General features: G+C 70.6%; 18 protein-coding genes and 1 riboswitch. Of the genes, 12 read left to right on the forward strand and 6 right to left on the reverse strand.

Translation table 11 applies throughout. The features are described 5' to 3' along the window. Positions 1–150: 150 nt before the first annotated feature. The 3 genes from ABZ818_RS17810 to ABZ818_RS17820 all read left to right on the forward strand — a co-directional run bounded on the left by ABZ818_RS17810 (position 151) and on the right by ABZ818_RS17820 (position 3,991). Positions 151–1,038, forward strand: coding sequence for a FadR/GntR family transcriptional regulator (locus tag ABZ818_RS17810; RefSeq protein WP_361415255.1), 888 nt, complete (start codon positions 151–153; stop codon positions 1,036–1,038). Positions 1,039–1,471: 433 nt separating this feature from the next. Continuing rightward, positions 1,472–3,016, forward strand: coding sequence for an RNA polymerase sigma factor (locus tag ABZ818_RS17815; RefSeq protein WP_361415257.1), 1,545 nt, complete (start codon positions 1,472–1,474; stop codon positions 3,014–3,016). A 117-nt stretch (positions 3,017–3,133) separates the two neighbouring features. After that, the gene (locus ABZ818_RS17820) at positions 3,134–3,991 is read left to right on the forward strand and encodes a serine protease (protein WP_361415259.1); all 858 of its coding nucleotides are present in this window, start codon (positions 3,134–3,136) and stop codon (positions 3,989–3,991) included. Between the two features lie 96 nt (positions 3,992–4,087). Here ABZ818_RS17820 and ABZ818_RS17825 read toward each other — a convergent pair whose 3' ends face one another. Beyond that, a complete protein-coding gene (locus ABZ818_RS17825; protein WP_141357618.1) occupies positions 4,088–4,318 on the reverse strand; it encodes a hypothetical protein in 231 nt (76 codons plus the stop codon). 443 nt (positions 4,319–4,761) lie between these two features. On the opposite strand from ABZ818_RS17825, the gene ABZ818_RS17830 reads away from it, so the two are divergent. From ABZ818_RS17830 to ABZ818_RS17840, 3 genes are all read left to right on the forward strand, one after another. Then, positions 4,762–6,885, forward strand: a complete 2,124-nt coding sequence (locus ABZ818_RS17830) for a DNA topoisomerase IV subunit B (protein ID WP_361415262.1) — start codon at positions 4,762–4,764, stop codon at positions 6,883–6,885. A gap of 158 nt (positions 6,886–7,043) precedes the next feature. Next, a complete protein-coding gene (locus ABZ818_RS17835) occupies positions 7,044–7,610 on the forward strand; it encodes a DUF485 domain-containing protein (RefSeq protein WP_361415264.1) in 567 nt (188 codons plus the stop codon). Further along, positions 7,607–9,199 (forward strand): cation acetate symporter, encoded by a 1,593-nt coding sequence (locus ABZ818_RS17840; protein ID WP_361415266.1) that lies wholly within the window; start codon positions 7,607–7,609, stop codon positions 9,197–9,199. Before ABZ818_RS17835 ends, ABZ818_RS17840 begins: the two co-directional genes overlap by 4 nt. Before the next feature lie 35 nt (positions 9,200–9,234). Here the strand turns inward: ABZ818_RS17840 and ABZ818_RS17845 are convergent, their stop codons facing one another. Further along, complete coding sequence (locus ABZ818_RS17845) at positions 9,235–9,927, reverse strand: response regulator (RefSeq protein WP_361415268.1); 693 nt, start codon at positions 9,925–9,927, stop codon at positions 9,235–9,237. Between the two features lie 160 nt (positions 9,928–10,087). Between ABZ818_RS17845 and ABZ818_RS17850 the strand changes: the two genes are divergently transcribed. The 3 genes from ABZ818_RS17850 to ABZ818_RS17860 all read left to right on the forward strand — a co-directional run bounded on the left by ABZ818_RS17850 (position 10,088) and on the right by ABZ818_RS17860 (position 12,894). Further along, positions 10,088–10,903, forward strand: coding sequence for an ABC transporter ATP-binding protein (locus tag ABZ818_RS17850; protein WP_361415270.1), 816 nt, complete (start codon positions 10,088–10,090; stop codon positions 10,901–10,903). Next, positions 10,893–11,756 (forward strand): ABC transporter permease, encoded by an 864-nt coding sequence (locus tag ABZ818_RS17855; RefSeq protein ID WP_361415272.1) that lies wholly within the window; start codon positions 10,893–10,895, stop codon positions 11,754–11,756. The genes ABZ818_RS17850 and ABZ818_RS17855 overlap by 11 nt, the downstream gene beginning before the upstream one ends. Before the next feature lie 76 nt (positions 11,757–11,832). Continuing rightward, positions 11,833–12,894: an ABC transporter substrate-binding protein gene (locus ABZ818_RS17860; protein ID WP_361415274.1), complete on the forward strand. Its 1,062-nt coding sequence runs from the start codon at positions 11,833–11,835 to the stop codon at positions 12,892–12,894. A gap of 53 nt (positions 12,895–12,947) precedes the next feature. On the opposite strand, the gene ABZ818_RS17865 is transcribed toward ABZ818_RS17860, so the two are convergent. The 3 genes from ABZ818_RS17865 to ABZ818_RS17875 form a co-directional block, all read right to left on the reverse strand. Continuing rightward, positions 12,948–13,628, reverse strand: coding sequence for a response regulator (locus ABZ818_RS17865; RefSeq protein ID WP_361415276.1), 681 nt, complete (start codon positions 13,626–13,628; stop codon positions 12,948–12,950). Further along, complete coding sequence (locus tag ABZ818_RS17870) at positions 13,625–15,313, reverse strand: sensor histidine kinase (RefSeq protein WP_361415278.1); 1,689 nt, start codon at positions 15,311–15,313, stop codon at positions 13,625–13,627. The genes ABZ818_RS17865 and ABZ818_RS17870 overlap by 4 nt, the downstream gene beginning before the upstream one ends. 132 nt (positions 15,314–15,445) lie before the next feature. Further along, positions 15,446–16,402: a sucrase ferredoxin gene (locus tag ABZ818_RS17875; RefSeq protein WP_361415280.1), complete on the reverse strand. Its 957-nt coding sequence runs from the start codon at positions 16,400–16,402 to the stop codon at positions 15,446–15,448. A 189-nt stretch (positions 16,403–16,591) separates the two neighbouring features. Here ABZ818_RS17875 and ABZ818_RS17880 point away from each other — a divergent pair, with 189 nt between their 5' ends. Continuing rightward, positions 16,592–17,737 carry a GTP-binding protein gene (locus ABZ818_RS17880; protein ID WP_361415282.1) on the forward strand — a complete coding sequence of 382 codons (1,146 nt, stop codon included), beginning with the start codon at positions 16,592–16,594 and terminating at the stop codon, positions 17,735–17,737. On the opposite strand, the gene ABZ818_RS17885 is transcribed toward ABZ818_RS17880, so the two are convergent. After that, positions 17,738–20,191 (reverse strand): DNA topoisomerase IV subunit A, encoded by a 2,454-nt coding sequence (locus ABZ818_RS17885; RefSeq protein ID WP_361415284.1) that lies wholly within the window; start codon positions 20,189–20,191, stop codon positions 17,738–17,740. A 369-nt stretch (positions 20,192–20,560) separates the two neighbouring features. Here ABZ818_RS17885 and ABZ818_RS17890 point away from each other — a divergent pair, with 369 nt between their 5' ends. Continuing rightward, positions 20,561–21,934, forward strand: coding sequence for a pitrilysin family protein (locus ABZ818_RS17890; RefSeq protein WP_361415286.1), 1,374 nt, complete (start codon positions 20,561–20,563; stop codon positions 21,932–21,934). Further along, complete coding sequence (locus ABZ818_RS17895) at positions 21,931–23,319, forward strand: pitrilysin family protein (protein ID WP_361415288.1); 1,389 nt, start codon at positions 21,931–21,933, stop codon at positions 23,317–23,319. Before ABZ818_RS17890 ends, ABZ818_RS17895 begins: the two co-directional genes overlap by 4 nt. 232 nt (positions 23,320–23,551) lie before the next feature. Continuing rightward, positions 23,552–23,712: riboswitch (cyclic di-AMP (ydaO/yuaA leader) on the forward strand. Positions 23,713–23,723: the final 11 nt, after the last annotated feature.

Raw genomic sequence — 23,723 nt, forward strand, 5'->3', positions numbered from 1 at the left:
CCCTTTCGGTCGGGCTCTGCACGCAACTTCCCAGGGAGAGCCCATTTCTTTCCGATAAGGCGTCAATTGAGGCGAAGTGAGCGATCACCCTTTCGTGTGCTTTTCACCAAAGAACTCAAGGGAGTTGGAGACGGCGCCGACAAAGGATCCGTGAGTACCCTTGCGCACACCATGATGACCGCCGCCCGCTCCACAGACTCTGGTCTCGCCGGCCCGGGCGGACTCGACCGTTACCCCTACTCCGAGGCGCCCGCTCCCGACCGCGTCGCGAGCCCCGCCTGGGAGGGCGCCGACCCGGAACTGGGGCGTGTGGGCCGGCGTACCGCGGGCAGCCGCGGCCGCGGACTGCACGGCCAACTCGTCCAGCAGCTGGGTCAGATGATCGTCTCCGGGGACCTGGGCGCCGACCGTCCGCTGGTGCCCGAGGAGATCGGCCAGCGCTTCGAGGTCTCCCGTACCGTCGTCCGCGAGTCGCTCCGGGTCCTGGAGGCCAAGGGCCTGGTCAGCGCCCGCCCGAACGTCGGCACGCGGGTGCGCCCGGTCAGCGACTGGAATCTCCTCGACCCGGACATCATCGAGTGGCGGGCCTTCGGGCCGCAGCGCGACGACCAGCGCCGCGAGCTCAGCGAGCTGCGCTGGACGATCGAGCCGCTCGCCGCGCGCCTCGCCGCCGGGCACGGGCGCGAGGACATCCAGCAGCGCCTGTCCGACATGGTCGAGATCATGGGGCACGCCCTGGGGCAGGGCGACGCGCTCACCTTCTCCCGCGCGGACGCCGAGTTCCACTCGCTGCTCATCCAGATCGCGGGCAACCGGATGCTGGAGCACCTCTCCGGGATCGTCTCGGCCGCCCTCCAGGTGTCCGGCGGCCCCGTCACGGGCTGCGACCGGCCGAACGAGGCCTCCCTGGCGCAGCACGCCCGGATCGTCGACGCGATCGCGAGCGGCGACGGCACCGCGGCGGAGGGTGCCATGCGCCAACTGCTCACGGTGCACCCGGAGGTCGAGCGGGTGGTCCCCGCGCCGCGCGAGCACTGAACCGCTCGAGCGTCGGTCCCTGCGTGGGCGGCACGGCTGGGGCCCTGCCGTCCTCCGGCGGGGCCCCGTGAGGGGCGGTTCGCCGGCGGGCCGCGGGCGCGGATCCCTCCGCGAGCCGGCGGGGGCCACACGTGACCGGGCGAGCCGCCGGTGGGATCGTGTCCGTGGCGACCGGCCCACTCCATCTGCCCACGTCTGGCCGTTTTTACGCACTTACGGGGTGTGACTGGGGCCACGCAGATTGGGCGTAACACTCCTGGGTACAACGCGATGACCTAAGAGGTGACAGCCGCGGAGGGAATACGGACGCCGTACACGGCGCTGTGCAACTTCCCGGCCCACACCCGCGCCGTCGGCCCAAAGGCCGGTGGTCGGCTCCTGTCCGCGATGGACGGGGCCGGAAGCCGTTTTCCAACGTTCCGAGAGGTTGTTCGTGTCGGCCAGCACATCCCGTACGCTCCCGCCGGAGATCGCCGAGTCCGTCTCTGTCATGGCGCTCATTGAGCGGGGAAAGGCTGAGGGGCAGATCGCCGGCGACGATGTGCGTCGGGCCTTCGAAGCTGACCAGATTCCGGCCACTCAGTGGAAGAACGTACTGCGCAGCCTCAACCAGATCCTCGAGGAAGAGGGTGTGACGCTGATGGTCAGTGCCGCGGAGCCCAACAAGCGCACCCGAAAGAGCGTCGCAGCGAAGAGTCCGGCCAAGCGCACCGCCACCAAGACGGTCGCGGCGAAGACGGTGACCACCAGGAAGGCCACCGCCACCGCCGCTCCGGCGGCGCCCGCCGCCGGCGCGTCCGTCGAGGAAGAGGCCGCCGCGAAGAAGGCCGCTGCCAAGAAGACGACGGCCGCCAAGAAGACGGCGGCCAAGAAGACGACGGCCGCCAAGAAGACGGCGGCCAAGAAGACCACCGCCGCCAAGAAGGACGACGTCGAGCTCATCGAGGACGAGGCGCTCGAGGAGGCCAAGGGCGCGGCGGAGGAGCCCGAGGGCGCCGAGAGCGCCGGCTTCGTGCTCTCCGACGAGGACGAGGACGACGCTCCCGCCCAGCAGGTCGCCGCGGCCGGCGCCACCGCCGACCCGGTGAAGGACTACCTCAAGCAGATCGGCAAGGTCCCCCTGCTCAACGCCGAGCAGGAGGTGGAGCTCGCCAAGCGCATCGAGGCGGGCCTCTTCGCCGAGGACAAGCTGGCGAACTCCGACAAGCTCGCCCCCAAGCTCAAGCGCGAGCTGGAGATCATCGCCGAGGACGGCCGCCGTGCCAAGAACCACCTCCTGGAGGCCAACCTCCGTCTGGTGGTCTCCCTGGCCAAGCGCTACACCGGCCGCGGCATGCTCTTCCTGGACCTCATCCAGGAGGGCAACCTCGGTCTGATCCGCGCGGTGGAGAAGTTCGACTACACCAAGGGCTACAAGTTCTCCACGTACGCCACCTGGTGGATCCGTCAGGCGATCACCCGCGCGATGGCCGACCAGGCCCGCACCATCCGTATCCCGGTGCACATGGTCGAGGTCATCAACAAGCTCGCGCGCGTGCAGCGCCAGATGCTCCAGGACCTGGGCCGCGAGCCCACCCCGGAGGAACTGGCCAAGGAGCTCGACATGACCCCGGAGAAGGTCATCGAGGTCCAGAAGTACGGCCGCGAGCCCATCTCGCTGCACACCCCGCTGGGCGAGGACGGCGACAGCGAGTTCGGTGACCTCATCGAGGACTCCGAGGCGGTCGTCCCGGCCGACGCGGTCAGCTTCACGCTGCTCCAGGAGCAGTTGCACTCGGTCCTCGACACCCTGTCCGAGCGTGAGGCGGGCGTCGTCTCCATGCGCTTCGGTCTCACCGACGGTCAGCCGAAGACCCTCGACGAGATCGGCAAGGTCTACGGCGTCACGCGTGAGCGGATCCGTCAGATCGAGTCCAAGACCATGTCGAAGCTGCGCCACCCGTCGCGTTCGCAGGTGCTGCGCGACTACCTCGACTAGTCCAGGCATATGACACCGAGGGCCGGCCCCCTGCAGGGGGCCGGCCCTCGTGCTGCGCGTCGCGCCACTGTGCATGACTCTGGGTGTTCCGTGATCGCCTGAGAGTGAGGAGCATCCATGCGACGCCGTATTGCCCGTGCCCTGATCGGGCCGCTGGTCCTGGCGGCCGCCGGAGGCGCGATACCGCTGGCCGCGGCGGCGCCCGTCGCCGCCGACAGCGTCGTCGTCGGCGGTTTCCCCGTCGATGTGTCGCAGAGTCCGTGGACCGTGGCGCTCTCCAGTCGTGACCGGTTCGGAGGCACCCGTGCGGGGCAGTTCTGCGGGGGCGTGGCCATCGGCCGCACCGCGGTGCTCACGGCGGCCCACTGTCTGTCCAGTGAGGCCGTGGGCGCGCCACCGACGCCGGATCTGAAGGTGATCACGGGACGTACGGATCTGCTCTCCGATCAGGGCAAGGAGGTCTCCGTGCGCCGCACCTGGGTCAATCCGCGCTACGACTCCACCACCAATGCCGGTGACTTCGCCGTGCTCACTCTTGCCGAGCCCTTGCCGCAGAGTGCGGTCATCCCCATGGCGGGTGCGGGCGACCCGGCGTACTCGCCGGGCACGAGCGCCACGGTCTACGGATGGGGGGACACCACGGGTACCGCCGCCTATGCCCACAGCCTGTATGGCGCGTCTCTCCACGTCCTGCCCGACGCCGAGTGCAAGAAGGCCTATCCGGGCACCAGCGAGGGCAAATACCTGCCTCAGAGCATGCTGTGCGCGGGGGAGACCGCCGGGGGCCGGGACGCGTGTCAGGGGGACAGCGGGGGCCCGTTGGTCGCACAGGGGCGGCTGATCGGGCTTGTGTCCTGGGGCAGCGGCTGCGGGCGCGCCGGGAGCCCCGGCGTCTACACGCGTGTGTCCGAGGTGGTCCGGGCGCTGAGCCGGGCCGGCTCGAAGGCGCCCCACCTGTCGCCCGGCAAGTCCTGACCGGCGTCGCGGGTCACGAGGACGGGCGGTCGCTCCTGGATGCCAGGAGCGACCGCCCGTTCGCCGGCCTGCGCCGGAGGCTCGTCGGGCGGGATGTCAGCGCTCTTCTTCGGAGGCGTTCGCCGGAACGGAGGTCAGGCGCTCGGTCTCGTCCTGTATCTCGGCGGCGATCTTCTTGAGTTCTGGCTCGAACTTGCGCCCGTGGTGGGCGCAGAAGAGCAGTTCTCCGCCGCTCAGCAGGACGACGCGCAGGTATGCCTGGGCGCCGCAGCGGTCGCAGCGATCAGCGGCCGTCAGTGGGCTCGCGGGGGTCAGAACAGTAGTCACGTCGCCTCTTCTCTAGCTCGACGAGCTGTCGTACCAGGGTCAACATCCAACCAGCCCCAAACGTTCCCGATCGTGGCTTTTCCTCGAAGATTCTTCTTCGGGGCCGTCGGCTGCTGCCGGTTTGGCGGCGAATGTGCCGTATTGCGTGTCTATGTGTCGTACGGGTTCGCGCTGTCGGTCATGGTCGGTCCTCCCCGGCCGGGTTGCCGGTTGTTTCATGAGGACGTGCCCGGAGCCTAAATGGTTCATGCCTCGAAGGGAACGTGATATGTGCTTCACTCGGCTGAAGGATCGAACGTGTATGCGACTCTCTACTAGTCTGTGTTTCTGCCGAGGGTTGCGTTACAAGGGCTCTACCAGGCCTCGGTACTCTCTGAGCGGCTACCCGAGCCGTGCCCTTACCCATCAGGGCCCCATCTGAAATTCAGCGAGGAGCGAACCGCGTGACCGCCGAGACGTCCGTGCCGTCCACAGCGCTGCTGGCAGGAGCAGACCGCGACGGTTCCAACTACACCGCTCGGCACCTGCTCGTCCTCGAGGGACTCGAAGCCGTGCGCAAGCGCCCCGGCATGTACATCGGGTCGACCGACAGCCGCGGTCTGATGCACTGCCTGTGGGAGATCATCGACAACTCCGTCGACGAGGCCCTCGGCGGCTACTGCGACCACATCGAGGTCGTCCTGCACGACGACGGCTCGGTGGAGGTGCGGGACAACGGCCGCGGCATCCCGGTCGACGTCGAGCCCAAGACGGGTCTGTCCGGCGTCGAGGTCGTGATGACCAAGCTGCACGCGGGCGGCAAGTTCGGCGGCGGCTCCTATGCCGCCTCCGGCGGTCTGCACGGCGTCGGCGCCTCCGTGGTCAACGCCCTGTCCGCCCGGCTGGACGTGGAGGTGGACCGCGGCGGCCACACCCACGCCATCAGCTTCCGGCGTGGTGTGCCCGGCGCGTTCACGGCGGGCGGACCCGACGCCAGGTTCGAGGCCGGGAGCGGGCTGCGCAAGGCCAAGAAGATCCCCAAGTCCCGCAGCGGCACCCGCGTGCGCTACTGGGCCGACCGCCAGATCTTCCTCAAGGACGCCAAGCTGTCCCTGGAGAACCTGCACCAGCGCGCCCGCCAGACGGCGTTCCTGGTGCCGGGGCTGACCATCGTCGTCCGTGACGAGTACGGCCTCGGCGACGGCGGCAGCAAGGGTGAGGAGTCCTTCCGCTACGACGGCGGCATCAGCGAGTTCTGCGAGTACCTGGCGAGCGACAGGGCGGTCTGCGACGTCCTCCGCTTCACCGGGCACGGGACCTTCAAGGAGACGGTCCCGGTCCTCGACGACCACGGCCAGATGACGCCCACCGAGGTCACCCGCGAGCTCGGCGTCGACGTCGCCATGCGCTGGGGGACCGGCTACGACACGACGCTGCGGTCCTTCGTCAACATCATCGCCACCCCCAAGGGCGGCACGCACGTGGCCGGCTTCGAGCAGGCCGTCGCCAAGACCATGAACGAGGTGCTGCGCGCCAAGAAGATGCTGCGCGTCGCCGAGGACGACATCGTCAAGGACGACGCCCTGGAGGGCCTCACCGCGGTCGTCACGGTCCGCCTGGCCGAGCCCCAGTTCGAGGGCCAGACCAAGGAGGTCCTCGGTACCTCGGCGGCCCGCCGCATCGTGAACAACGTCATCACCAAGGAGCTCAAGGCGTTCCTGACCTCCACCAAGCGCGACGCCGCACAACAGGCGCGCGTGGTGCTGGAGAAGGCCGTCGCCGCGGCCCGCACGCGGATCGCCGCCCGCCAGCACAAGGACGCGCAGCGCCGGAAGACGGCCCTGGAGTCCTCCTCGCTGCCGGCCAAGCTCGCCGACTGCCGCAGTGACGACGTCGACCGCAGCGAGTTGTTCATCGTCGAGGGCGACTCCGCGCTCGGTACCGCGAAGCTGGCGCGGAACTCCGAGTTCCAGGCGCTGCTGCCGATCCGCGGCAAGATCCTCAACGTGCAGAAGTCGTCCGTCACGGACATGCTGAAGAACGCCGAGTGCGGCGCGATCATCCAGGTGATAGGAGCCGGCTCGGGCCGTACCTTCGACCTGGACACGGCCCGCTACGGCAAGATCATCATGATGACCGACGCCGACGTGGACGGCTCCCACATCCGGACCCTGCTGCTGACGCTGTTCCACCGCTACATGCGTCCCATGGTGGAGGCGGGCCGGGTGTTCGCCGCGGTGCCGCCGCTGCACCGCATCGAGCTGATCCAGCCGAAGAGGGGCCAGGACAAGTACGTCTACACCTACTCGGACCGCGAACTGCGCGACAAGCTGCTCGAGTTCGAGAGCAAGGGCGTGCGGTACAAGGACTCGATCCAGCGCTACAAGGGCCTCGGTGAGATGGACGCCGACCAGCTCGCGGAGACCACCATGGATCCGCGCCACCGCACCCTGCGCCGGATCAACCTCTCCGACCTGGAGGCCGCCGAGCAGGTCTTCGACCTCCTGATGGGCAACGACGTGGCACCCCGCAAGGAGTTCATCGCCAGCTCGGCCGCGACCCTGGACCGCTCGCGCATCGACGCCTAGGGCACCGGTCCCTGCCGGCGCGGGACTTCCCTTCTGGGGGGAGGCCCGCGCCGAGTTGTCGGTGCCGACGCGGCCACCGACGGAGATGAGTCACCTGATGGGGTGAAGAGCGGGGGGAAGAGAAGTCAGGGAACTTCCAGGTCTGTCCATCCTTGGGCATGCAGTCAAGCAACGACCGCTTCCGTGCCGGCGGTGACGGACCCGGGAACGGACCCGGGAACGGACCCGGGACCGACGAAGGCCAGGACCCGGAGCCCGAGGACATCAGGTACCGCGACCCCTGGTACGACGCGCTGGCCTCCGGCTGGGGTGACGACAACGGCACGGGAGCTCCCACCGCACCGGTACCGGCGGCTCGCCGGGAGGAGCGGACCGGGCCGGGGGCCGGTACGGCGGCCGAGGCGTACCTCGAGGTGCAGCGCAGCGCGGCGTTCCAGGAAGTGCGCAGCCGCTACCGGCGGTTCGTGATGCCGGCGGTCGCCCTCTTCCTCGTCTGGTACGTGAGCTACGTCGTGACCGCCACGACCGCGCCGGGGTTCATGGCGCGGCCGGTGGCCGGCGCGGTGAACGTGGGGATGCTGGCGGGCCTCGGGCAGTTCCTCAGCACCTTCCTGCTCGCCTGGGCCTACGCCCGGCACGCACGGCTGCGCAGGGACCGGGCGGCGCTCGAACTGCGCTGGGCCACCCAGGAACTGACGCGCGGCGCGCGTGGTGGTGCCTCGTGACGGGCAACCACCAGACGCTGGCACTGGTGCTGTTCAGTGTGTTCGTGGCGGTCACCCTGGGGATCACCACCTGGGTGAGCCGCAACCGGCACGGATCGGCGGAGGAGTTCTACGCGGGCGGGCGGCTGTTCTCGCCCATGGAGAACGGTTTTGCCGTCGCGGGCGACTACGCGTCGGCCGCCTCCTTCCTCGGAGTCCCCGGACTGATCGCCCTGTTCGGCTACGACGGGGTGCTGTACGTGGTGGGCTTCTTCGTGGCCTGGCTGGTCGTGCTCTTCCTCGTCGCCGAACTGGTCCGCAACTGCGGGCGGTTCACGCTCGCCGACGTGGTCGCGGCACGGATGAGCGAGCGGCCGGCGCGGATCGCGGCGGGAACCTCCTCGGTCACCGTGTCCGTTCTGTATCTGGTGGCGCAGATGGTGGGCGCGGGCAGCCTGGTGGCGCTGCTCCTGGGCCGGACCGGCGCAGGGGTGCAGGCCTGGACCGTCATCGGCGTCGGCGCGCTGATGGTGATCTACGTGTCGTTGGGAGGGATGCGGGCCACCACCTGGATCCAGATCGTCAAGGCGGTCCTGATGCTGGGCGGCACCGTCGTGCTGACCGTGCTCGTCCTGGTCAGGTTCCACGGCGACATCGACCGGCTGCTGCTCACCGCGGCCGAGCGCAGCGGCCACGGGGGCGCCTTCCTGGTGCCCGGACTGAAGTACGGCGGGGACCTGACCGCGCGCCTGGACTTCATCAGTCTCGGACTGGCGCTGGTGCTCGGCACGGCGGGGCTGCCGCACATCCTGTCCCGCTTCTACACCGTGCCGACGGCGCGGGCCGCCCGGCGCTCGGTGATCTGGTCCATCGGTCTGATCGGCGGCTTCTACCTGATGGCGATCGTCCTCGGCTTCGGTGCGGCCGCGATCGTGGGACCGGACGCCCTGCGCGGGTCCAACGCGGCCGGGAACACGGCGGTTCCGCTGCTGGCCCTCGACCTCGGCGGCGGCGCCGACTCCGCGGCGGGGACGGTCCTGTTCGCGGTGGTGGCCGCGGTCGCCTTCGCCACGATCCTCGCGGTGGTCGCCGGGATCACGCTCGCCTCCTCGGCGTCGGTGGCCCACGACCTGTACGCGTCGCTGCGGCGCCGCGGTGCCCGGCAGCGCGGCGAGGTGGCCGTGGCGCGCGTCGCCGCGGTCGGCATCGGCGTCGTCGCGATCGCCCTCGGCCTGCTCGCCCGCAACCTCAACGTGGCCTTCCTGGTGGGCCTCGCGTTCGCCGTCGCCGCCTCGGCGAACCTGCCGGTACTGCTCTACTCGCTGTTCTGGCGCGGCTTCACGACTCGCGGCGCGGTGTGGGCCGTGTACGGCGGGCTGATTCCCGCGCTGGGGCTCGTCGTGCTCTCCCCGGTGGTCTCCGGCAGTCCCGACGCGCTGTTCCCGGGCGTCGACTTCCGGCTCTTCCCGCTGGAGAACCCCGGCATCGTCTCCGTACCGCTGGGATTCCTCGCCGGCTGGCTGGGCACCGTCACCTCCACCGAGGCGCCGGACGAGGCCAAGCACGCCGAGACGGAGGTGCGGTCGCTGACGGGCGCGGGGGCCGTATAGCGACGCGCGGCGGCGTACTGCCGTGCGGCCCGGGGCTAGGGCGCCACCCAGGCGTAGCGGTGTTCCGGTCGCCCCGTGTCGCCGTACTTCAGGGACAGACGCAGGCGTCCGGCCTGTTCCAGATGGCGCAGGTAGCGCTGGGCGGTGGAGCGGCTCAGGCCGGTCCGGGCGGCCACCTCGTGGGCGGACAGGGGCTGGTCGGCGTGGTGCAGCACACCGCAGATGAGGTCCGTCGTCGGTTCCGAGTGGCCGCTGGGCAGCCCCGGGGACGGGGGCGCGGGTGCGGTGCGCAGGGCGCCGAAGATCCGGTCCACCTGCTCCTGCCCGGTGACGCCGTGTCCGCCGACGCGGTCGACGGTGCGGCGCAGGGCTGCGTAGGACTCCAGACGGGTGCGCAGCGCGGCGAAGGTGAACGGTTTGACCAGGTAGTGCAGCGCGCCCAGGCGCATCGCCTGCTGGACGGTCGCCACGTCCCCGGCTGCCGTGATCATGATGACGTCGGTGCCGATGCCCTGTTCCCGCATGCGGTGGACGAGTTCCAGACCCGTGCGGTCGGGCAGGTAGTGATCGAGCAGGACCAGGGCGATGCCTCCGCGCTGCACGGTGGTCAGGGCCTGTGCGGCGCTGTGCGCGCGGGCGATGACCCGGAAGCCGGGAACCTTTCCCACGTACTTGGCGTTTATCTCAGCGACACGGTAGTCGTCGTCGACCACCAGGACGTCAATCATCGGGCCTCTTTCTCTCAAGGCCATAGGGGCGTTGAGCCGTTGTTCGGCTCCGTTGTTGTAGCGCGCGCAAAACGAGCACAACAGGTGCTTGCGAGCAAAAGAACGGGTTGCGCTCAGAAGACTGCTGCTGTGGCCGGGGCCACATCTACCGTCCCGGGTCATGAGCACAGACACCAGCCCCGCCATCGAACTGCGGGGCGCCAGCAAGACGTTCAGGACCCCGTCAGGGGGCCTGCACACGGCCGTCAGGGACCTCGACCTCACGGTGCGCCGCGGCGAGTTCGTGGCCGTGGTCGGCCCCACGGGGTGCGGCAAGTCGACCACCCTGACCCTGGTCAGCGGGCTGGAGGAGCCCACCGAGGGTGACGTGCTGGTGGCGGGCGAGCCGGTGAACGGCGTCGGCGGCAAGGTCGGCTTCGTCTTCCAGCAGGATGCCACCTTCCCCTGGCGCTCCGTGTTGTCCAACGTGATGGCCGGGCCGCGATTCCGCGGCGTGCCGAAGGCCGAGGCGAAGGAGAAGGCCCGCGCCTGGCTGGCCAGGGTGGGACTCGCCGCCTTCGAGGACCGCTACCCGCACCAGCTCTCCGGCGGCCAGCGCAAGCGTGTCGCCCTCGCCTCCACCTTCGTCAACGACCCCGAGATCCTGCTGATGGACGAGCCCTTCTCGGCGCTCGACGTGCAGACCCGGGCGCTGATGTCGGACGAGCTCCTGGAGCTGTGGGAGGGCACGGGCGCCTCGGTCGTCTTCGTCACCCACGACCTGGAGGAGGCCATCGCTTTGGCCGACAAGGTCGTCGTCATGACCGCCGGCCCCGCGACCGTGAAGCAGGTCTTCGACATCGGTCTGCCGCGGCCGCGCAAGGTCGAGCAGGTGCGCCTGCAGCCGGAGTTCATCGACATCTACCGCGAGATCTGGGAGTCGCTCGGCGAAGAGGTCCGCATCACCCGTGAAAGAGGTGCCGCCCATGTCGCCTGAGGTTCTCAGCACACCGGTCGCCGAAACGGTCAAGACCCCGGACCGCGCGCACTCCAGGGCCCGCGCCGCCCGCAAACGCAAGGTGGCCGTCGGCTCCGCCCGCGTCCTGGTGCTGGTGGCCGTCCTCGGCTTGTGGGAGGCACTGTCCCGGGCCGAGGCCATCGATCCGTTCAACTTCTCGATGCCCTCGAAGATCTGGGACCAGATCTGGACCTGGATCATGCACGGCACCTCGCTCGGCTCACTCGGCGAGCAGATCTGGTACACGCTCTACGAGGCGCTGCTCGGCTGGGTGTTCGGTGTGGTGGCCGGTGTGATCCTCGGTATCGCACTGGGCCGCATCACGTTCCTCGCCGATGTCCTCGGCCCCTACATCAAGGTCCTCAACTCCATCCCGAGGATCGTCCTCGCCCCGATCTTCGTGATCTGGTTCGGCCTCGGACCGGTCTCCAAGGTCGCCTCGGCCGTGGTCCTGGTCTTCTTCCCGGTGTTCTTCAACGCCTTCCAGGGCGCCCGTGAGGTCGACCGCAACCTGGTGGCCAACGCCCGGATCCTTGGCGCGAGCGACCGCAGGGTGACGCTCCAGGTGGTCATCCCGTCCGCGACCTCGTGGATCTTCACCAGCCTGCACGTCAGCTTCGGCTTCGCCCTCATCGGCGCGATCGTCGGCGAGTACATCGGCGCCACCAAGGGCATCGGCCTGCTCGTCGCGCAGTCCCAGGGCACCTTCAACGCGGCCGGCGTGTACGCCGCGATGGTCATCCTCGCCGCGGTGGCGCTCGTCGCCGAGGGGCTGCTCACCTTCGCCGAGCGCCGCATCTTCCGCTGGAAGCCGGCGGACTCCGGAGACTGACGGCCCACTGCCGTACCGGCCCTCCGTCAAAGCCTTTCCTCTTCTCGCACCGCCTCTCACAAGGACGTGAACCTTCATGCGCAAGACCGCCAGATTCGCTGCGTCGGCCGCCGCCGGCCTGCTCGCCCTGTCCTCCCTCACCGCCTGCGCCAACGATCAGGCCAGCTCCACCACCGACTCCGGCAAGGGCGGAGGCGGCGGCAAGGGCGAGCACGTCAAGATCATGGTGGGTGGCCTGGACAAGGTCATCTACATGCCCGCGATGCTCACCCAGCGCCTCGGCTACTTCGCCGACGAGGGCCTGGACGTCGAGCTGCTGAGCGAGCCCGCCGGTGTCCAGGCCGAGACCGCGCTCGTCTCCGGCCAGGTCCAGGGCGCCGTCGGCTTCTACGACCACACCCTGGACCTGCAGGTCAAGGGCAAGAGTGTCGAATCCGTGGTGCAGTTCTCGCACGCGCCCGGCGAGGTGGAGGTCGTCTCCAACAAGGCGGCGGGCAAGATCACTTCACCGAAGGACTTCAAGGGCAAGAAGCTCGGCGTCACCGGCCTCGGCTCCTCCACCGACTTCCTCACCAAGTACCTGGCGGTCAAGAACGGGGTGAAGATCAGCGAGTTCACGCCGGTCGCCGTCGGCGCAGGCCCGACCTTCATCTCCGCGCTTGAGCAGGGCTCCATCGACGCCGGCATGACGACCGATCCGACCGTCGCGACGATCCTGGACAAGAAGGCGGGCAAGGTCCTGATCGACATGCGGACGCCGGAGGGGTCGCAGGAGGCGCTCGGCGGTCCGTACCCGTCGTCCAGCCTGTACATGCAGACGGACTGGGTCAACAGCCACAAGGAGACCGTCCAGAAGCTGGCCAACGCGTTCGTCAAGACGCTCAAGTGGATGTCCACCCACAGCGCCGACGAGATCGCCGCCAAGATGCCCGCCGACTACTCCCAGGGCAACAAGACGCTCTACGCGGAGGCGATCAAGAGCACGCTGCCGATGTTCACCAAGGACGGCGTCATGCCGGCGAACGGCCCGGAGACCGTGGAGAAGGTGCTCGAGGCGTTCAAGCCCGAAATCAAGAACGGCAACGTGGACCTCAGCAAGACGTTCACCACCGAGTTCGTTGAGAAGGCCGCGGGCTGACATCCGTATGCAAGGGGGGCAACGGCCTCTTCCCCTCCCCCCGAGCCGTCGCCTCAGTCGCGGGCCGCCCACACGTAACGGTGTTCCGGGCGGCCCGCGCCGCCGTACTTCAGCGTCAGCCGGGCCCGTCCGGTGCGCTCCAGGAACTTCAGACAGCGCTGGGCGGTCTGCCGGCTCACCCCGGTCCGCTCGGCGACCTCCTGGGCCGACAGGGGTCCGTCGGCCCGCATCAGGGTCCGGCGGACGAGTTCGGTGGTGGCGGGGGAGTGCCCCTTGGGCAGCCCGGGTTCCGGCGCCGCCGACAGCGCCCCGAAGAGCCGGTCGACCTCGGCCTGTTCGGCCTCGCCGCCACCGTCCAGGACACGGCGCAGCGCCGCGTACGCCTCCAGCCTGGACCGCAGCCCGGCGAAGGTGAAGGGCTTGATCAGGTACTGCAGCGCACCGTGCCGCATCGCCGCCTGCACGGTCGACACGTCCCGGGCCGCCGTCACCATGATCACGTCGGTCCGCAGGCCGCGACCGCGCATCTCCCGTACGACCGACAGTCCCGTGTCGTCGGGCAGGTAGTGGTCCATGAGAACCAGGTCGAGGCGCGGCAGCGTCTCGAGCCTGCGCAGCGCCTCGGCCGCGCTGTGCGCCTCACCGGCGACGTGGAAGCCCGGCACCTTCTCCACATAGGCGGCGTTGACCTGCGCGACCCGGAGGTCGTCGTCCACGATCAGGACTTCGATCACTGCTCCCCCTCATCCTCGCCGGTCCCGGCGGCGGTCCCGGCGGCGGGGCCGAGGGCGGGTTCCAGCGCCGGCTCCGGCTCGGCGAGCGCCTCGGGCAGTACGACCGTGAACTCCGCGCCGCCGCCGTGCGCCTCGCCCACCGCGACGGTTCCGCCCTGCCGCTCGGCGAGCCTGCGCACCAGGGACAGACCGATACCGCGCCTGCCGTGCGCCGGCGGCTGCTTGGTGGACCATCCCTCCGTGAAGATCAGGTCGCGCCGGCCCGCCGGTACCCCGGGCCCGGTGTCGCGCACCCGGAGCACGGCGGTACGTGCCTCCGCGCGCAGCTCGACCTCCACGCGCGCGTGGGGGGTCGCCGCGACGGCGTCGAGCGCGTTGTCGACCAGGTTGCCGACGATCGTCACCAGCCCCCTGGGGTCGACGACCCGGTCCGGCAGGTGCGTGCGGTCCGACAGCCACAGCGCGACCCCGCGCTCGGCCGCGACGGTCGCCTTGCCGACCAGCAGGGCGGCGAGCAGCGGGTCCTGGATCTTCTCGGTGACCTGCTCGGCGGTGGCCCGATGGTCTCCGACGACCTCTCCGACGAACTCCACGGCGTCGTCGTACATCTCCAGCTCCAGCAGCCCGAGCAGCGTGTGCATGCGGTTGGCGTGCTCGTGGTCCTGGGCGCGCAGGGCGTCGATCAGGCCGCGTGTCGAGTCCAGCTCCCGGCCCAGCTCCTCCAGTTCGGTGCGGTCGCGCAGGGTGGCGACGGCACCCTCGTCGTCGGTCGGCATCCGGTTGGCGACCAGGACACGCTGCCCGCGCACGGTGAGCAGGTCCGTGCCCGTCACCCGCCCGGCCAGGACGTCGGTCGTCCGGCCCTCCCCGAGCGCCTCGTCGAGGGACCGGCCGACCGCCTCGTCGCCGAGGCCGAGCAGCCGCTGTGCCTCGTCGTTGAGCAGCCGGATCCGCCCGACGCGGTCCAGGGCCACGACCCCCTCCCGGATGCCGTGCAGCATGGCCTCGCGCTCGGCGAGCAGCGCCGCGATGTCCGAGAAGGCCAGGTCCCTCGTCTGCCGCTGGACCCGCCGGGAGATCAGCCACGCGGCCAGCGCGCCCGCGGCCAGGGCGCCGCCGGCGTAGGCGAACAGACCCGGGATGGCGTCGATCAGCTTGGCCCGCACGCTGTCGTAGGCGATGCCGACCGACACCGCCCCCACGATGCGGTGGTCGGCGTCGTACAGGGGCACCTTGCCGCGTGCCGAGCGCCCCAGCGTGCCGGTGTCGATCTCCATGACCTTCCGGCCGGCCAGGGCCGTCTTGGGAGACGTCGACACGTGCTGGCCGACCTCCTCCGGATCCGTGTGCGACCAGCGCGTGCCCCGCATGTCCATCACCACGACGTACTCGGCGCCGGTCGCCTTGCGGATCCGTTCCGCCTCCCGCTGCACGGGACCGTCGACGCTCGGGGCGGTGTGCTGGAGGTCCCGTGCGATCTGCTGGTTCTCGGCGGTGGTCTCGGCGATGGCGAGCGCCCGGCGCATCGCCTGGTCGTCGAGCTGGTGGCCCAGTGGCGCGAGGAACAGGCCGGTCGCGAGCACGGCGACTCCCGCGGCGATCGCCAGCTGCATCAACAACACCTGCGAGAAGACGCGTCGCGGCAGGCCCAGCCGCCGGCGGCGCGCGGGAGGAGAGACGCTCATGACCATGACAGTACGTCGGGGCGCGGGTGCTGCTCCCGGGGTGTGGCGCGGATCTCCTGCCGTGCGCCTCAGTGGCCGGCCCCCGGACGGTGAGCCGTCAGCCGTCAGCCGTCAGCCGTCAGCCGTCAGCCGTCAGCCGGCGAGCCGATCGGTCGCCAGTTCGCGGACGGCGATCACTTCCATGCGCGTCGGCCCGCCCAGCAGCGACGCACCGCAGCTCTCCGGGTGCGGCGGCAGAGCGGCCCCCTGGCTCACGGTCACGTGCCAGCGGCGTCCGTCGGCATGGGCGACGGTGACCTCCCAGCAGGGCGCCGGGCCGTCGGTGGGCACGTCGTCGGTGCGCACGATGCTCAGCGCGTCCGCCCGGTACTCGCCCGCCGTCTCCCTCACCGCCAGTTCCGCGGCCTGTCCCGGTCGTTCCCAGGCCGTCCGGCCCCGGCAGCCGTCGAGGACCACCCGGCCCTCGCCCACACCGTGCAGGACCTCCTTGACGGCGTGGGCCTCGGCCCGGCCGTAGGCGTATCCGAACGGCAGCACGAGCAGCGTCGGAGAGAAGCGGTGGCCGCCCAGGTGGGTGACCTCCCAGACGTCCTGGACCCCGGAGGCGGCGAGTTCGGCCGCGAGGGGGCGGCCGAGCAGGGCGCAGCACTGGTCCCGCTTGCCGTTGGTGCACACCAGTGCGAGTGGATCACCTGTGTGAGGCCCGCCCTGGAGCGCGGCGTCGAAGGTGTGGTGGTCACCCCTGCCCAGGGCGGCGAAGTCCAGGTCCAGCAGGTGCTCCGGGTCGGCGGTCATGGCGCTGCGCAGCCATACGTTTCCCGGGACAGTGTGTGCCGCGTACACATGCCGTACGGACTGGGTGCGGCTATCGGCGTGCCGCCCCGGACGGCGGATGAGCGCGATCCGGACGCCGGTGCCCCGCGCCGCGCGCTCCAGCGCACGCCCGAGCGCGCGGTCCAGGTGGCTCGAAGTGAGTGCCTTGGCACCCCAGGGACCGGGCTGTTCAAGGAGCAGCCATGTCGTCGCCGTGGCCGCGGTGGCGGCCATCGGCTCGTCGAGCTGCCGGGAGGCGGTCGAGCACGTACTCACACAGGTGAGCCTAACCTGACTCGCGCCGGATCCACTTCAAGCCGCCGGAGTGATCTCCTCCGGAAGTCGCCGCAACGGCGGATCCGGCAGCCGTGATGCGCACGGCTCGTATCCTTGGTCGGCATTCCATCCTCGTGCGTGCGCCGGGCCGTGAGCCGGTGCACGCGTCGGCGTGAGAGAGGTCGAACGGTGAGTCAGCCGAGCCGGAACCCGAGTCCGAGTCGCAGCGCGGCGCAGATCCCGGTCGTGGTGCTCGCCGGATTCCTCGGCTCGGGGAAGACCACGCTCCTCAACCATCTGCTGCACCGCGGCGGCGGCAGCCGCATCGGCGCGATCGTCAACGACTTCGGGGCCGTCGAGATCGACGCCATGGCGGTCGCGGGAGCCCTCGGGGACTCCACCGTCTCCCTCGGCAACGGGTGCCTGTGCTGCGCGGTCGACGCCAGTGAACTCGACGTGTACCTAAACCGGTTGACGAGCCCGGCCGCCGGTATCGACGTCGTCGTCATCGAGGCCAGCGGACTCGCCGAGCCCCAGGAACTCGTCCGCATGGTGCTGGCGAGCGAGAACCCCAGGGTCGTCTACGGCGGGCTCGTCGAGGTCGTCGACGCCGCCGAGTTCGGCGACACCCGCGCGAGGCATCCCGAGATCGACCGGCATCTGGCGCTCGCCGACCTCGTCGTGGTCAACAAGACCGACCGGGCCGCCGACGGCGAGAAGGTGCTGGGACTCGTACGGTCCCTGGTCGACGGGGCCGCCGTCGTCCCGGCCTCGTACGGCAGGGTGGACCCCGAGTTCCTCTTCGACTGCCGGCCGAGCGAGGAGCGGGTCGGGCAGCTCTCCTTCGACGACCTGCACATGCCCGACGCGGAGGACGCCCACGACCACCACGCCGGGCATCTGCACGCCGGCTACGACAGCCTCTCCTTCGTCTCCGACATGCCGCTCGACCCCCGTCGGCTGATGCGGTTCCTGGACAGCCGCCCCGACGGGCTCTACCGGATCAAGGGATACGTCGGCTTCGGCCCGTACGATGCGCGCAACCGCTACGCCGTGCACGCCGTCGGGCGCTTCCTGCGCTTCTACCCCGAGCCCTGGCCGGACGGCGAGCCCCGCCTCACCCAGCTCGTGCTCATCGGTTCCGGCATCGACGCGGACGCCCTCGGCAAGGAACTGGAGGCGTGCAAGCAGGACGCCTCACACGCCGACGAGCACGGCATGTGGGGCGTCCTGCGCTACGTACGGGACCCCGAGGGGCACGACCCCGAGGACCCGGATCCGGCGGACCCGAGCCTGCCGGACCCGGGACCGGACCCGGCGGATCTGTCGGTCTAGCTAGACGGGCCCGGCGACCACCGCCACCGTCTTCGGCAGCGACACGCCCGAGCCGTCCCGGCGCGGGTCGACCTCCGGGAGTTGGGCCGGGCTGCCGTTCTTCTGGGCGGCCAGGACCGGGGTGGGACCCGCCCAGGCGAAGGCCAGGCAGTCCTCGCCCTTCAGGAACCGCTGGCAGCGCACGCCGCCGGTGGCGCGGCCCTTGCGCGGGTACTGGTCGAACGGCGTGACCTTGCCCGTCGTCTGCACGGAGTCGTCCAGCGTGCCGCGCGACCCGGCCACGGTGAAGACGATCGCGTCCGCGGCCGGATCGACGGCCGTGAACGAGATGACCTTGGCGCCCTCGGTGAGCTTGATGCCGGCCATGCCGCCGGCCGCGCGGCCCTGCGGGCGGACCTGGGAGGCCTGGTAGCGCAGGAGCTGGGCGTCGTCCGTGATGAAGACCAGGTCCTCCTCACCGGTGCGCAGCTCGACCGCGCCCACGATCCGGTCACCCTCCTTGAGCGTGATGACCTCCAACTCCTCCTTGTTGGAGGGGTAGTCGGGGACGACGCGCTTGACGACACCCTGTTCGGTGCCGAGCGCCAGGCCCGGCGACGACTCGTCCAGCGTGGTCAGGCAGACCACGGTCTCGTCGTCCTCCAGGGAGACGAACTCCGCCAGCGGCGCGCCGCCGGCGAGGTTCGGCGCCGACGTCGTCTCCGGCAACTGCGGCAGGTCGACGACGTTCACGCGGAGCAGGCGGCCCCCCGACGTCACCACGCCCACCTCGCCCCGGGCGGTCGCCGGGACTGCCGAGACGATCACGTCGTGCTTCTGCCGCTTGCCGTCCCCGCGCGCGAACGGGTCGCCGTTCGCCGTGCGGGCCATCAGGCCGGTCGAGGACAGCAGGACGCGGCACGGGTCGTCCGCCACCTGCAACGGCACCACGGCGGCCGGGGAGTCGCTCGCCTCCAGCAGCATCGTGCGCCGCGGAGTGCCGAACTTCTTGGCGACCGCGGCCAGTTCGGCCGAGACCAGCTTGCGCAGCTCCGCGTCGGACTCCAGGATCCGGGTCAGCTCCTCGATCTCCGCGACGAGCTTGTCCTTCTCCGCCTCCAGCTCGATGCGGTCGTACTTGGTCAGACGGCGCAGCGGGGTGTCCAGGATGTACTGGGTCTGGACCTCGCTCAGCGAGAAGCGCCGCATCAGGCGCTCCTTGGCCTGCGCGGAGTTCTCGCTGGAGCGGATCAGACGGATGACCTCGTCGATGTCCACCAGCGCGGTGAGCAGGCCCTCCACCAGGTGCAGCCGGTCGCGCCGCTTGCGCCGGCGGTACTCGCTGCGGCGCCGTACGACCTCGAAGCGGTGGTCGAGGTAGACCTCCAGCAGCTCCTTCAGGCCGAGCGTGAGCGGCTGGCCGTCGACCAGGGCGACGTTGTTGATGCCAAAGGACTCCTCCATCGGCGTCAGCTTGTAGAGCTGCTCCAGGACGGCCTCCGGCACGAAGCCGTTCTTGATCTCGATGACCAGGCGCAGTCCGTGCTCGCGGTCGGTGAGGTCCTTGACGTCGGCGATCCCCTGGACCTTCTTCGAACCGACCAGGTCCTTGATCTTGGCGATCACCTTCTCCGGGCCCACGGAGAAGGGCAGCTCGGTGACGATCAGCCCCTTGCGGCGCGCCGTCACGGTCTCCACCGAGACCGTCGCGCGGATCTTGAAGGTGCCGCGGCCGGTCTCGTAGGCGTCCCTGATCCCGGACAGGCCGACGATCCGGCCGCCGGTGGGCAGGTCCGGGCCCGGGACGTGCCGCATCAGGGCGTCCAGATCGGCGTTGGGGTGGCGGATCAGGTGGCGGGCGGCCGCGATGACCTCGTTGAGGTTGTGCGGGGGCATGTTCGTGGCCATGCCGACGGCGATGCCCGAGGAGCCGTTCACCAGCAGGTTCGGGAAGGCGGCCGGCAGCGCCACCGGCTCCTGCTCCTGGCCGTCGTAGTTGGGGGCGAAGTCGACGGTGTCCTCGTCGATGGACTCCGTCATCAGACCCGTGGCCTCGGCCATCCGGCACTCGGTGTACCGCATGGCGGCCGGCGGGTCGTCGTTGCCCAGCGAGCCGAAGTTGCCGTGGCCGTCGACGAGCGGGACACGCATCGAGAAGGGCTGGGTCAGGCGCACCAGGGCGTCGTAGATCGACGCGTCGCCGTGCGGGTGCAGCTTGCCCATGACCTCGCCGACGACGCGCGCGCACTTCACGTAGCCGCGGTCGGGGCGAATCCCCATCTCGTTCATCTGGTAGACGATGCGGCGGTGCACCGGCTTGAGTCCGTCCCGGGCGTCCGGCAGGGCGCGGGAGTAGATGACCGAGTACGCGTACTCGAGGAAGGAGCCCTGCATCTCGTCGACGACGTCGATGTCGAGGATCCTCTCCTCGTACGCGTCGTCGGGCGGCGGGGTCTTCGTGCTGCGGCGGGCCATCGCTGCCGGCTCCTTGCTGAAGCGTGACGGGATCTGACGCGGACCATTGTGGACCGCGCGACCGACAACGCGGACCACGCCCCGTCCCACAGGGCCGTTCCGCGATCCCGTCCCGCCTCCGGGGCGCCTCCCGCCGTCGGCTGCCGCGCCTTCTCCATCCCGTGGCCCTTGAGGGCGGTGGTGCTTCTGTGGCGCGTGCGAAGCCCTTTCGCGTCCCTTCCCGCCCCGCCGCCGCGGCGCGTGGCTTTGTCTCGCTCTCGGCGTACGGGTCGTGGGAACTTCGCCAGGGGTCCGCACGCTTGCATACAGTGGCAGGACCGGCAGGAAAAGGGCGGTTCGCAGACCGCCACCGCGATCGAAGGGACGTACATGCCCATGGGTCACACGGCCGCAGCCGAGGCAGACTCCGGCGGCCTGACAGCGACCGAGCACCGCCTGGCCAACGGCCTGCGCGTGGTGCTCTCCGAGGACCACCTGACCCCGGTCGCGGCGGTGTGCCTCTGGTACGACGTCGGCTCGCGCCACGAGGTCAAGGGACGTACCGGCCTGGCTCACCTTTTCGAGCACCTGATGTTCCAGGGCTCCGCCCAGGTCAAGGGCAACGGCCACTTCGAGCTGGTGCAGGGCGCGGGCGGCTCGCTCAACGGCACCACCAGCTTCGAGCGCACCAACTACTTCGAGACCATGCCCGCCCACCAGCTGGAGCTCGCCCTCTGGCTGGAGGCCGACCGCATGGGCTCCCTGCTCGCGGCGCTGGACGACGAGTCCATGGAGAACCAGCGGGACGTCGTCAAGAACGAGCGCCGCCAGCGCTACGACAACGTCCCCTACGGCACCGCCTTCGAGCGGCTGACCGCCCTCGCCTACCCGGAGGGCCACCCGTACCACCACACGCCGATCGGGTCGATGGCGGACCTGGACGCGGCCACCCTGGAAGACGCGCGCGCGTTCTTCCGCACGTACTACGCGCCCAACAACGCCGTCCTGTCGGTCGTCGGTGACATCGACCCGCAGCAGACGCTCGCCTGGATTGAGAAGTACTTCGGCTCCATCACGTCCCACGACGGCAAGCCCGAGCCCCGCGACGGCGCCCTGCCGGAGGTCATCGGCGAGCAGTTGCGCGAGGTCGTCGAGGAGGAGGTCCCGGCCCGCGCCCTGATGGCCGCCTACCGGCTCCCGCACGACGGCACGCGCGCGTGCGACGCGGCCGACCTGGCGCTCACCATCCTCGGCGGCGGCGAGTCCTCCCGGCTCTACAACCGGCTGGTGCGCCGCGACCGTACGGCCGTCGCGGCCGGCTTCGGACTGCTGCGGCTGGCCGGCGCGCCCTCCTTGGGCTGGCTGGACGTGAAGACCTCCGGCGACGTCGAGGTCCCCGTCATCGAGTCGGCCATCGACGAGGAGCTCGCCCGGTTCGCCGAACAGGGCCCCACGGCCGAGGAGATGGAGCGCGCCCAGGCCCAACTGGAGCGCGAGTGGCTGGACCGCCTCGGCACGGTCGCCGGCCGCGCCGACGAACTCTGCCGCTACACCGTCCTGTTCGGCGACCCGCAGCTCGCCCTGACCGCCGTCAAGCGGGTCCTGGAGGTGACGCCCGAGGAGGTCCGGGAGGCCGCCAAGTCCCGCCTGCGCCCCGACAACCGCGCGGTGCTCGTCTACGAGCCGACCGCCGCCGACGCGCAGGACGACGCCCAGGGCGCGGACGCCGCGGCCACCGACGAGACCGAGGAGGCGGCGAAGTGACCGAGCTCGCCACGATGGAGTTCCACCCCCAGCCCCGGGCCGGCGCGGCCAAGCCGTGGGCGTTCCCCGCGCCCGAGCGCGGGACGCTGGACAACGGCCTGACGGTGCTGCGCTGTCACCGCCCCGGCCAGCAGGTCGTCGCCGTCGAGGTGCTGCTGGACGCGCCCCTGGACGCGGAGCCGGCCGACCTGGACGGCGTCGCCACGATCATGGCGCGGGCCTTCTCCGAGGGCACCGACAAGCACTCCGCCGAGGAGTTTGCCGCCGAGCTGGAGCGCGCGGGCGCCACCCTCGACTCGCACGCCGACCACCCCGGCGTACGGCTGAGCCTGGAGGTCCCGGCCTCCCGCCTGGCCAAGGGGCTCGGCCTGCTGTCCGACGCCCTCAGGGCGCCCGCGTTCGCCGAATCCGAGGTCGAGCGCCTGGTGCGCAACCGGCTCGACGAGATCCCGCACGAGCTGGCCAACCCGGCCCGCCGCGCCGCCAAGGAGCTGTCCAAGGAGCTCTTCCCGGCCGGCTCGCGCATGTCGCGTCCGCGCCAGGGCACCGAGGACACGGTCGGCGCGATCGACTCGGCGGCCGTCCGCTCCTTCTACGACCGGCACGTGCGTCCGGCCACGGCCACTGCCGTGGTCGTCGGCGACCTCACCGGCGTCGACCTCGACGAGCTGCTGGGCCGGACCCTGGGCGCCTGGACCGGCTCGCCCGCCAAGCCGCGGCCCGTGCCGCCGGTGACCGCCGACGACACCGGCCGCGTGGTCATCGTGGACCGGCCCGGTGCCGTGCAGACGCAGCTGCTCATCGGCCGGATCGGCCCGGACCGGCACGACCGCGTGTGGCCCGCCCAGGTGCTCGGCACCTACTGCCTCGGCGGCACCCTCACCTCCCGCCTGGACCGCGTCCTGCGCGAGGAGAAGGGCTACACCTACGGGGTGCGGGCGTTCGGCCAGGTGCTGCGGTCGGCCCCCGACGGGTCGGGCGCCGCGATGCTCGCCATCAGCGGCTCGGTCGACACCCCGAACACCGGCCCGGCCCTGGACGACCTGTTCACGGTGCTGCGCAAGCTCGCCGCCGAGGGCCTCACCGACGCCGAGCGGGACGTCGCCGTGCAGAACCTCGTCGGCGTGGCGCCGCTGAAGTACGAGACGGCCGCCGCCGTGGCGGGCACGCTCGCTGACCAGGTCGAGCAGCACCTGCCCGACGACTACCAGGCGACGCTCTATCAGCAGCTCGCCGCGACCGGCACGGTGGAGGCGACCGCGGCCGTCGTCAACGCGTTCCCCGTGGACCGGCTGGTGACGGTCCTCGTCGGTGACGCGGCGCAGATCAAGGAGCCCGTCGAGGCCCTGGGCGCCGGCCGGGTCATCGTCGTCGCGGCCGAGTAGAGGTACCCCCGCGCCGCCGCGCCGCCGCACGCGCGGCGAACGGTACACGCGCGCGTGGGGCCCTGGTGACCGAAGCGTCACCAGGGCCCCACGATGTCCGAATTGAGGGGGAGGTTGCCTGTCTGCCCTGTGGTATGCGCTACAAAACATCTGATCCGTTTGGGAATGGAAAGCGGCCCCGTTTAGCGTCGGTCCGTCTGTTCGTCGGGCAGTGCGCCGCGTCCGCGGCACCGGACAGCCATCGCTGAGTCCCCGTACGGCGCGAGCCGGGGGAGCCGGGGACCCACCGTCCCTGGGGTGAATCGGACACCCGCGCACGCCGCGAGGGGGCCGTAGGAGACCTTCCTGCTCCGAACCCGTCAGCTAACCCGGTAGGCGAGAGGGAAGGAAAGGACCCACGTCTC

The sequence above is a fragment of the Streptomyces sp. NPDC047453 genome, assembly GCF_040643155.1.
GTDB lineage: Bacteria > Actinomycetota > Actinomycetes > Streptomycetales > Streptomycetaceae > Streptomyces.

Coding starts and splice junctions, on each gene's coding strand:
- ABZ818_RS17820 (WP_361415259.1), top strand. CDS start 3,134: ATGCGACGCCGTATTGCCCGTGCCCTGATCGGGCCGCTGGTCCTGGCG.
- ABZ818_RS17835 (WP_361415264.1), top strand. CDS start 7,044: ATGCAGTCAAGCAACGACCGCTTCCGTGCCGGCGGTGACGGACCCGGG.
- ABZ818_RS17845 (WP_361415268.1), bottom strand. CDS start 9,927: ATGATTGACGTCCTGGTGGTCGACGACGACTACCGTGTCGCTGAGATA.
- ABZ818_RS17850 (WP_361415270.1), top strand. CDS start 10,088: ATGAGCACAGACACCAGCCCCGCCATCGAACTGCGGGGCGCCAGCAAG.
- ABZ818_RS17855 (WP_361415272.1), top strand. CDS start 10,893: ATGTCGCCTGAGGTTCTCAGCACACCGGTCGCCGAAACGGTCAAGACC.
- ABZ818_RS17860 (WP_361415274.1), top strand. CDS start 11,833: ATGCGCAAGACCGCCAGATTCGCTGCGTCGGCCGCCGCCGGCCTGCTC.
- ABZ818_RS17870 (WP_361415278.1), bottom strand. CDS start 15,313: ATGAGCGTCTCTCCTCCCGCGCGCCGCCGGCGGCTGGGCCTGCCGCGA.
- ABZ818_RS17885 (WP_361415284.1), bottom strand. CDS start 20,191: ATGGCCCGCCGCAGCACGAAGACCCCGCCGCCCGACGACGCGTACGAG.
- ABZ818_RS17890 (WP_361415286.1), top strand. CDS start 20,561: ATGCCCATGGGTCACACGGCCGCAGCCGAGGCAGACTCCGGCGGCCTG.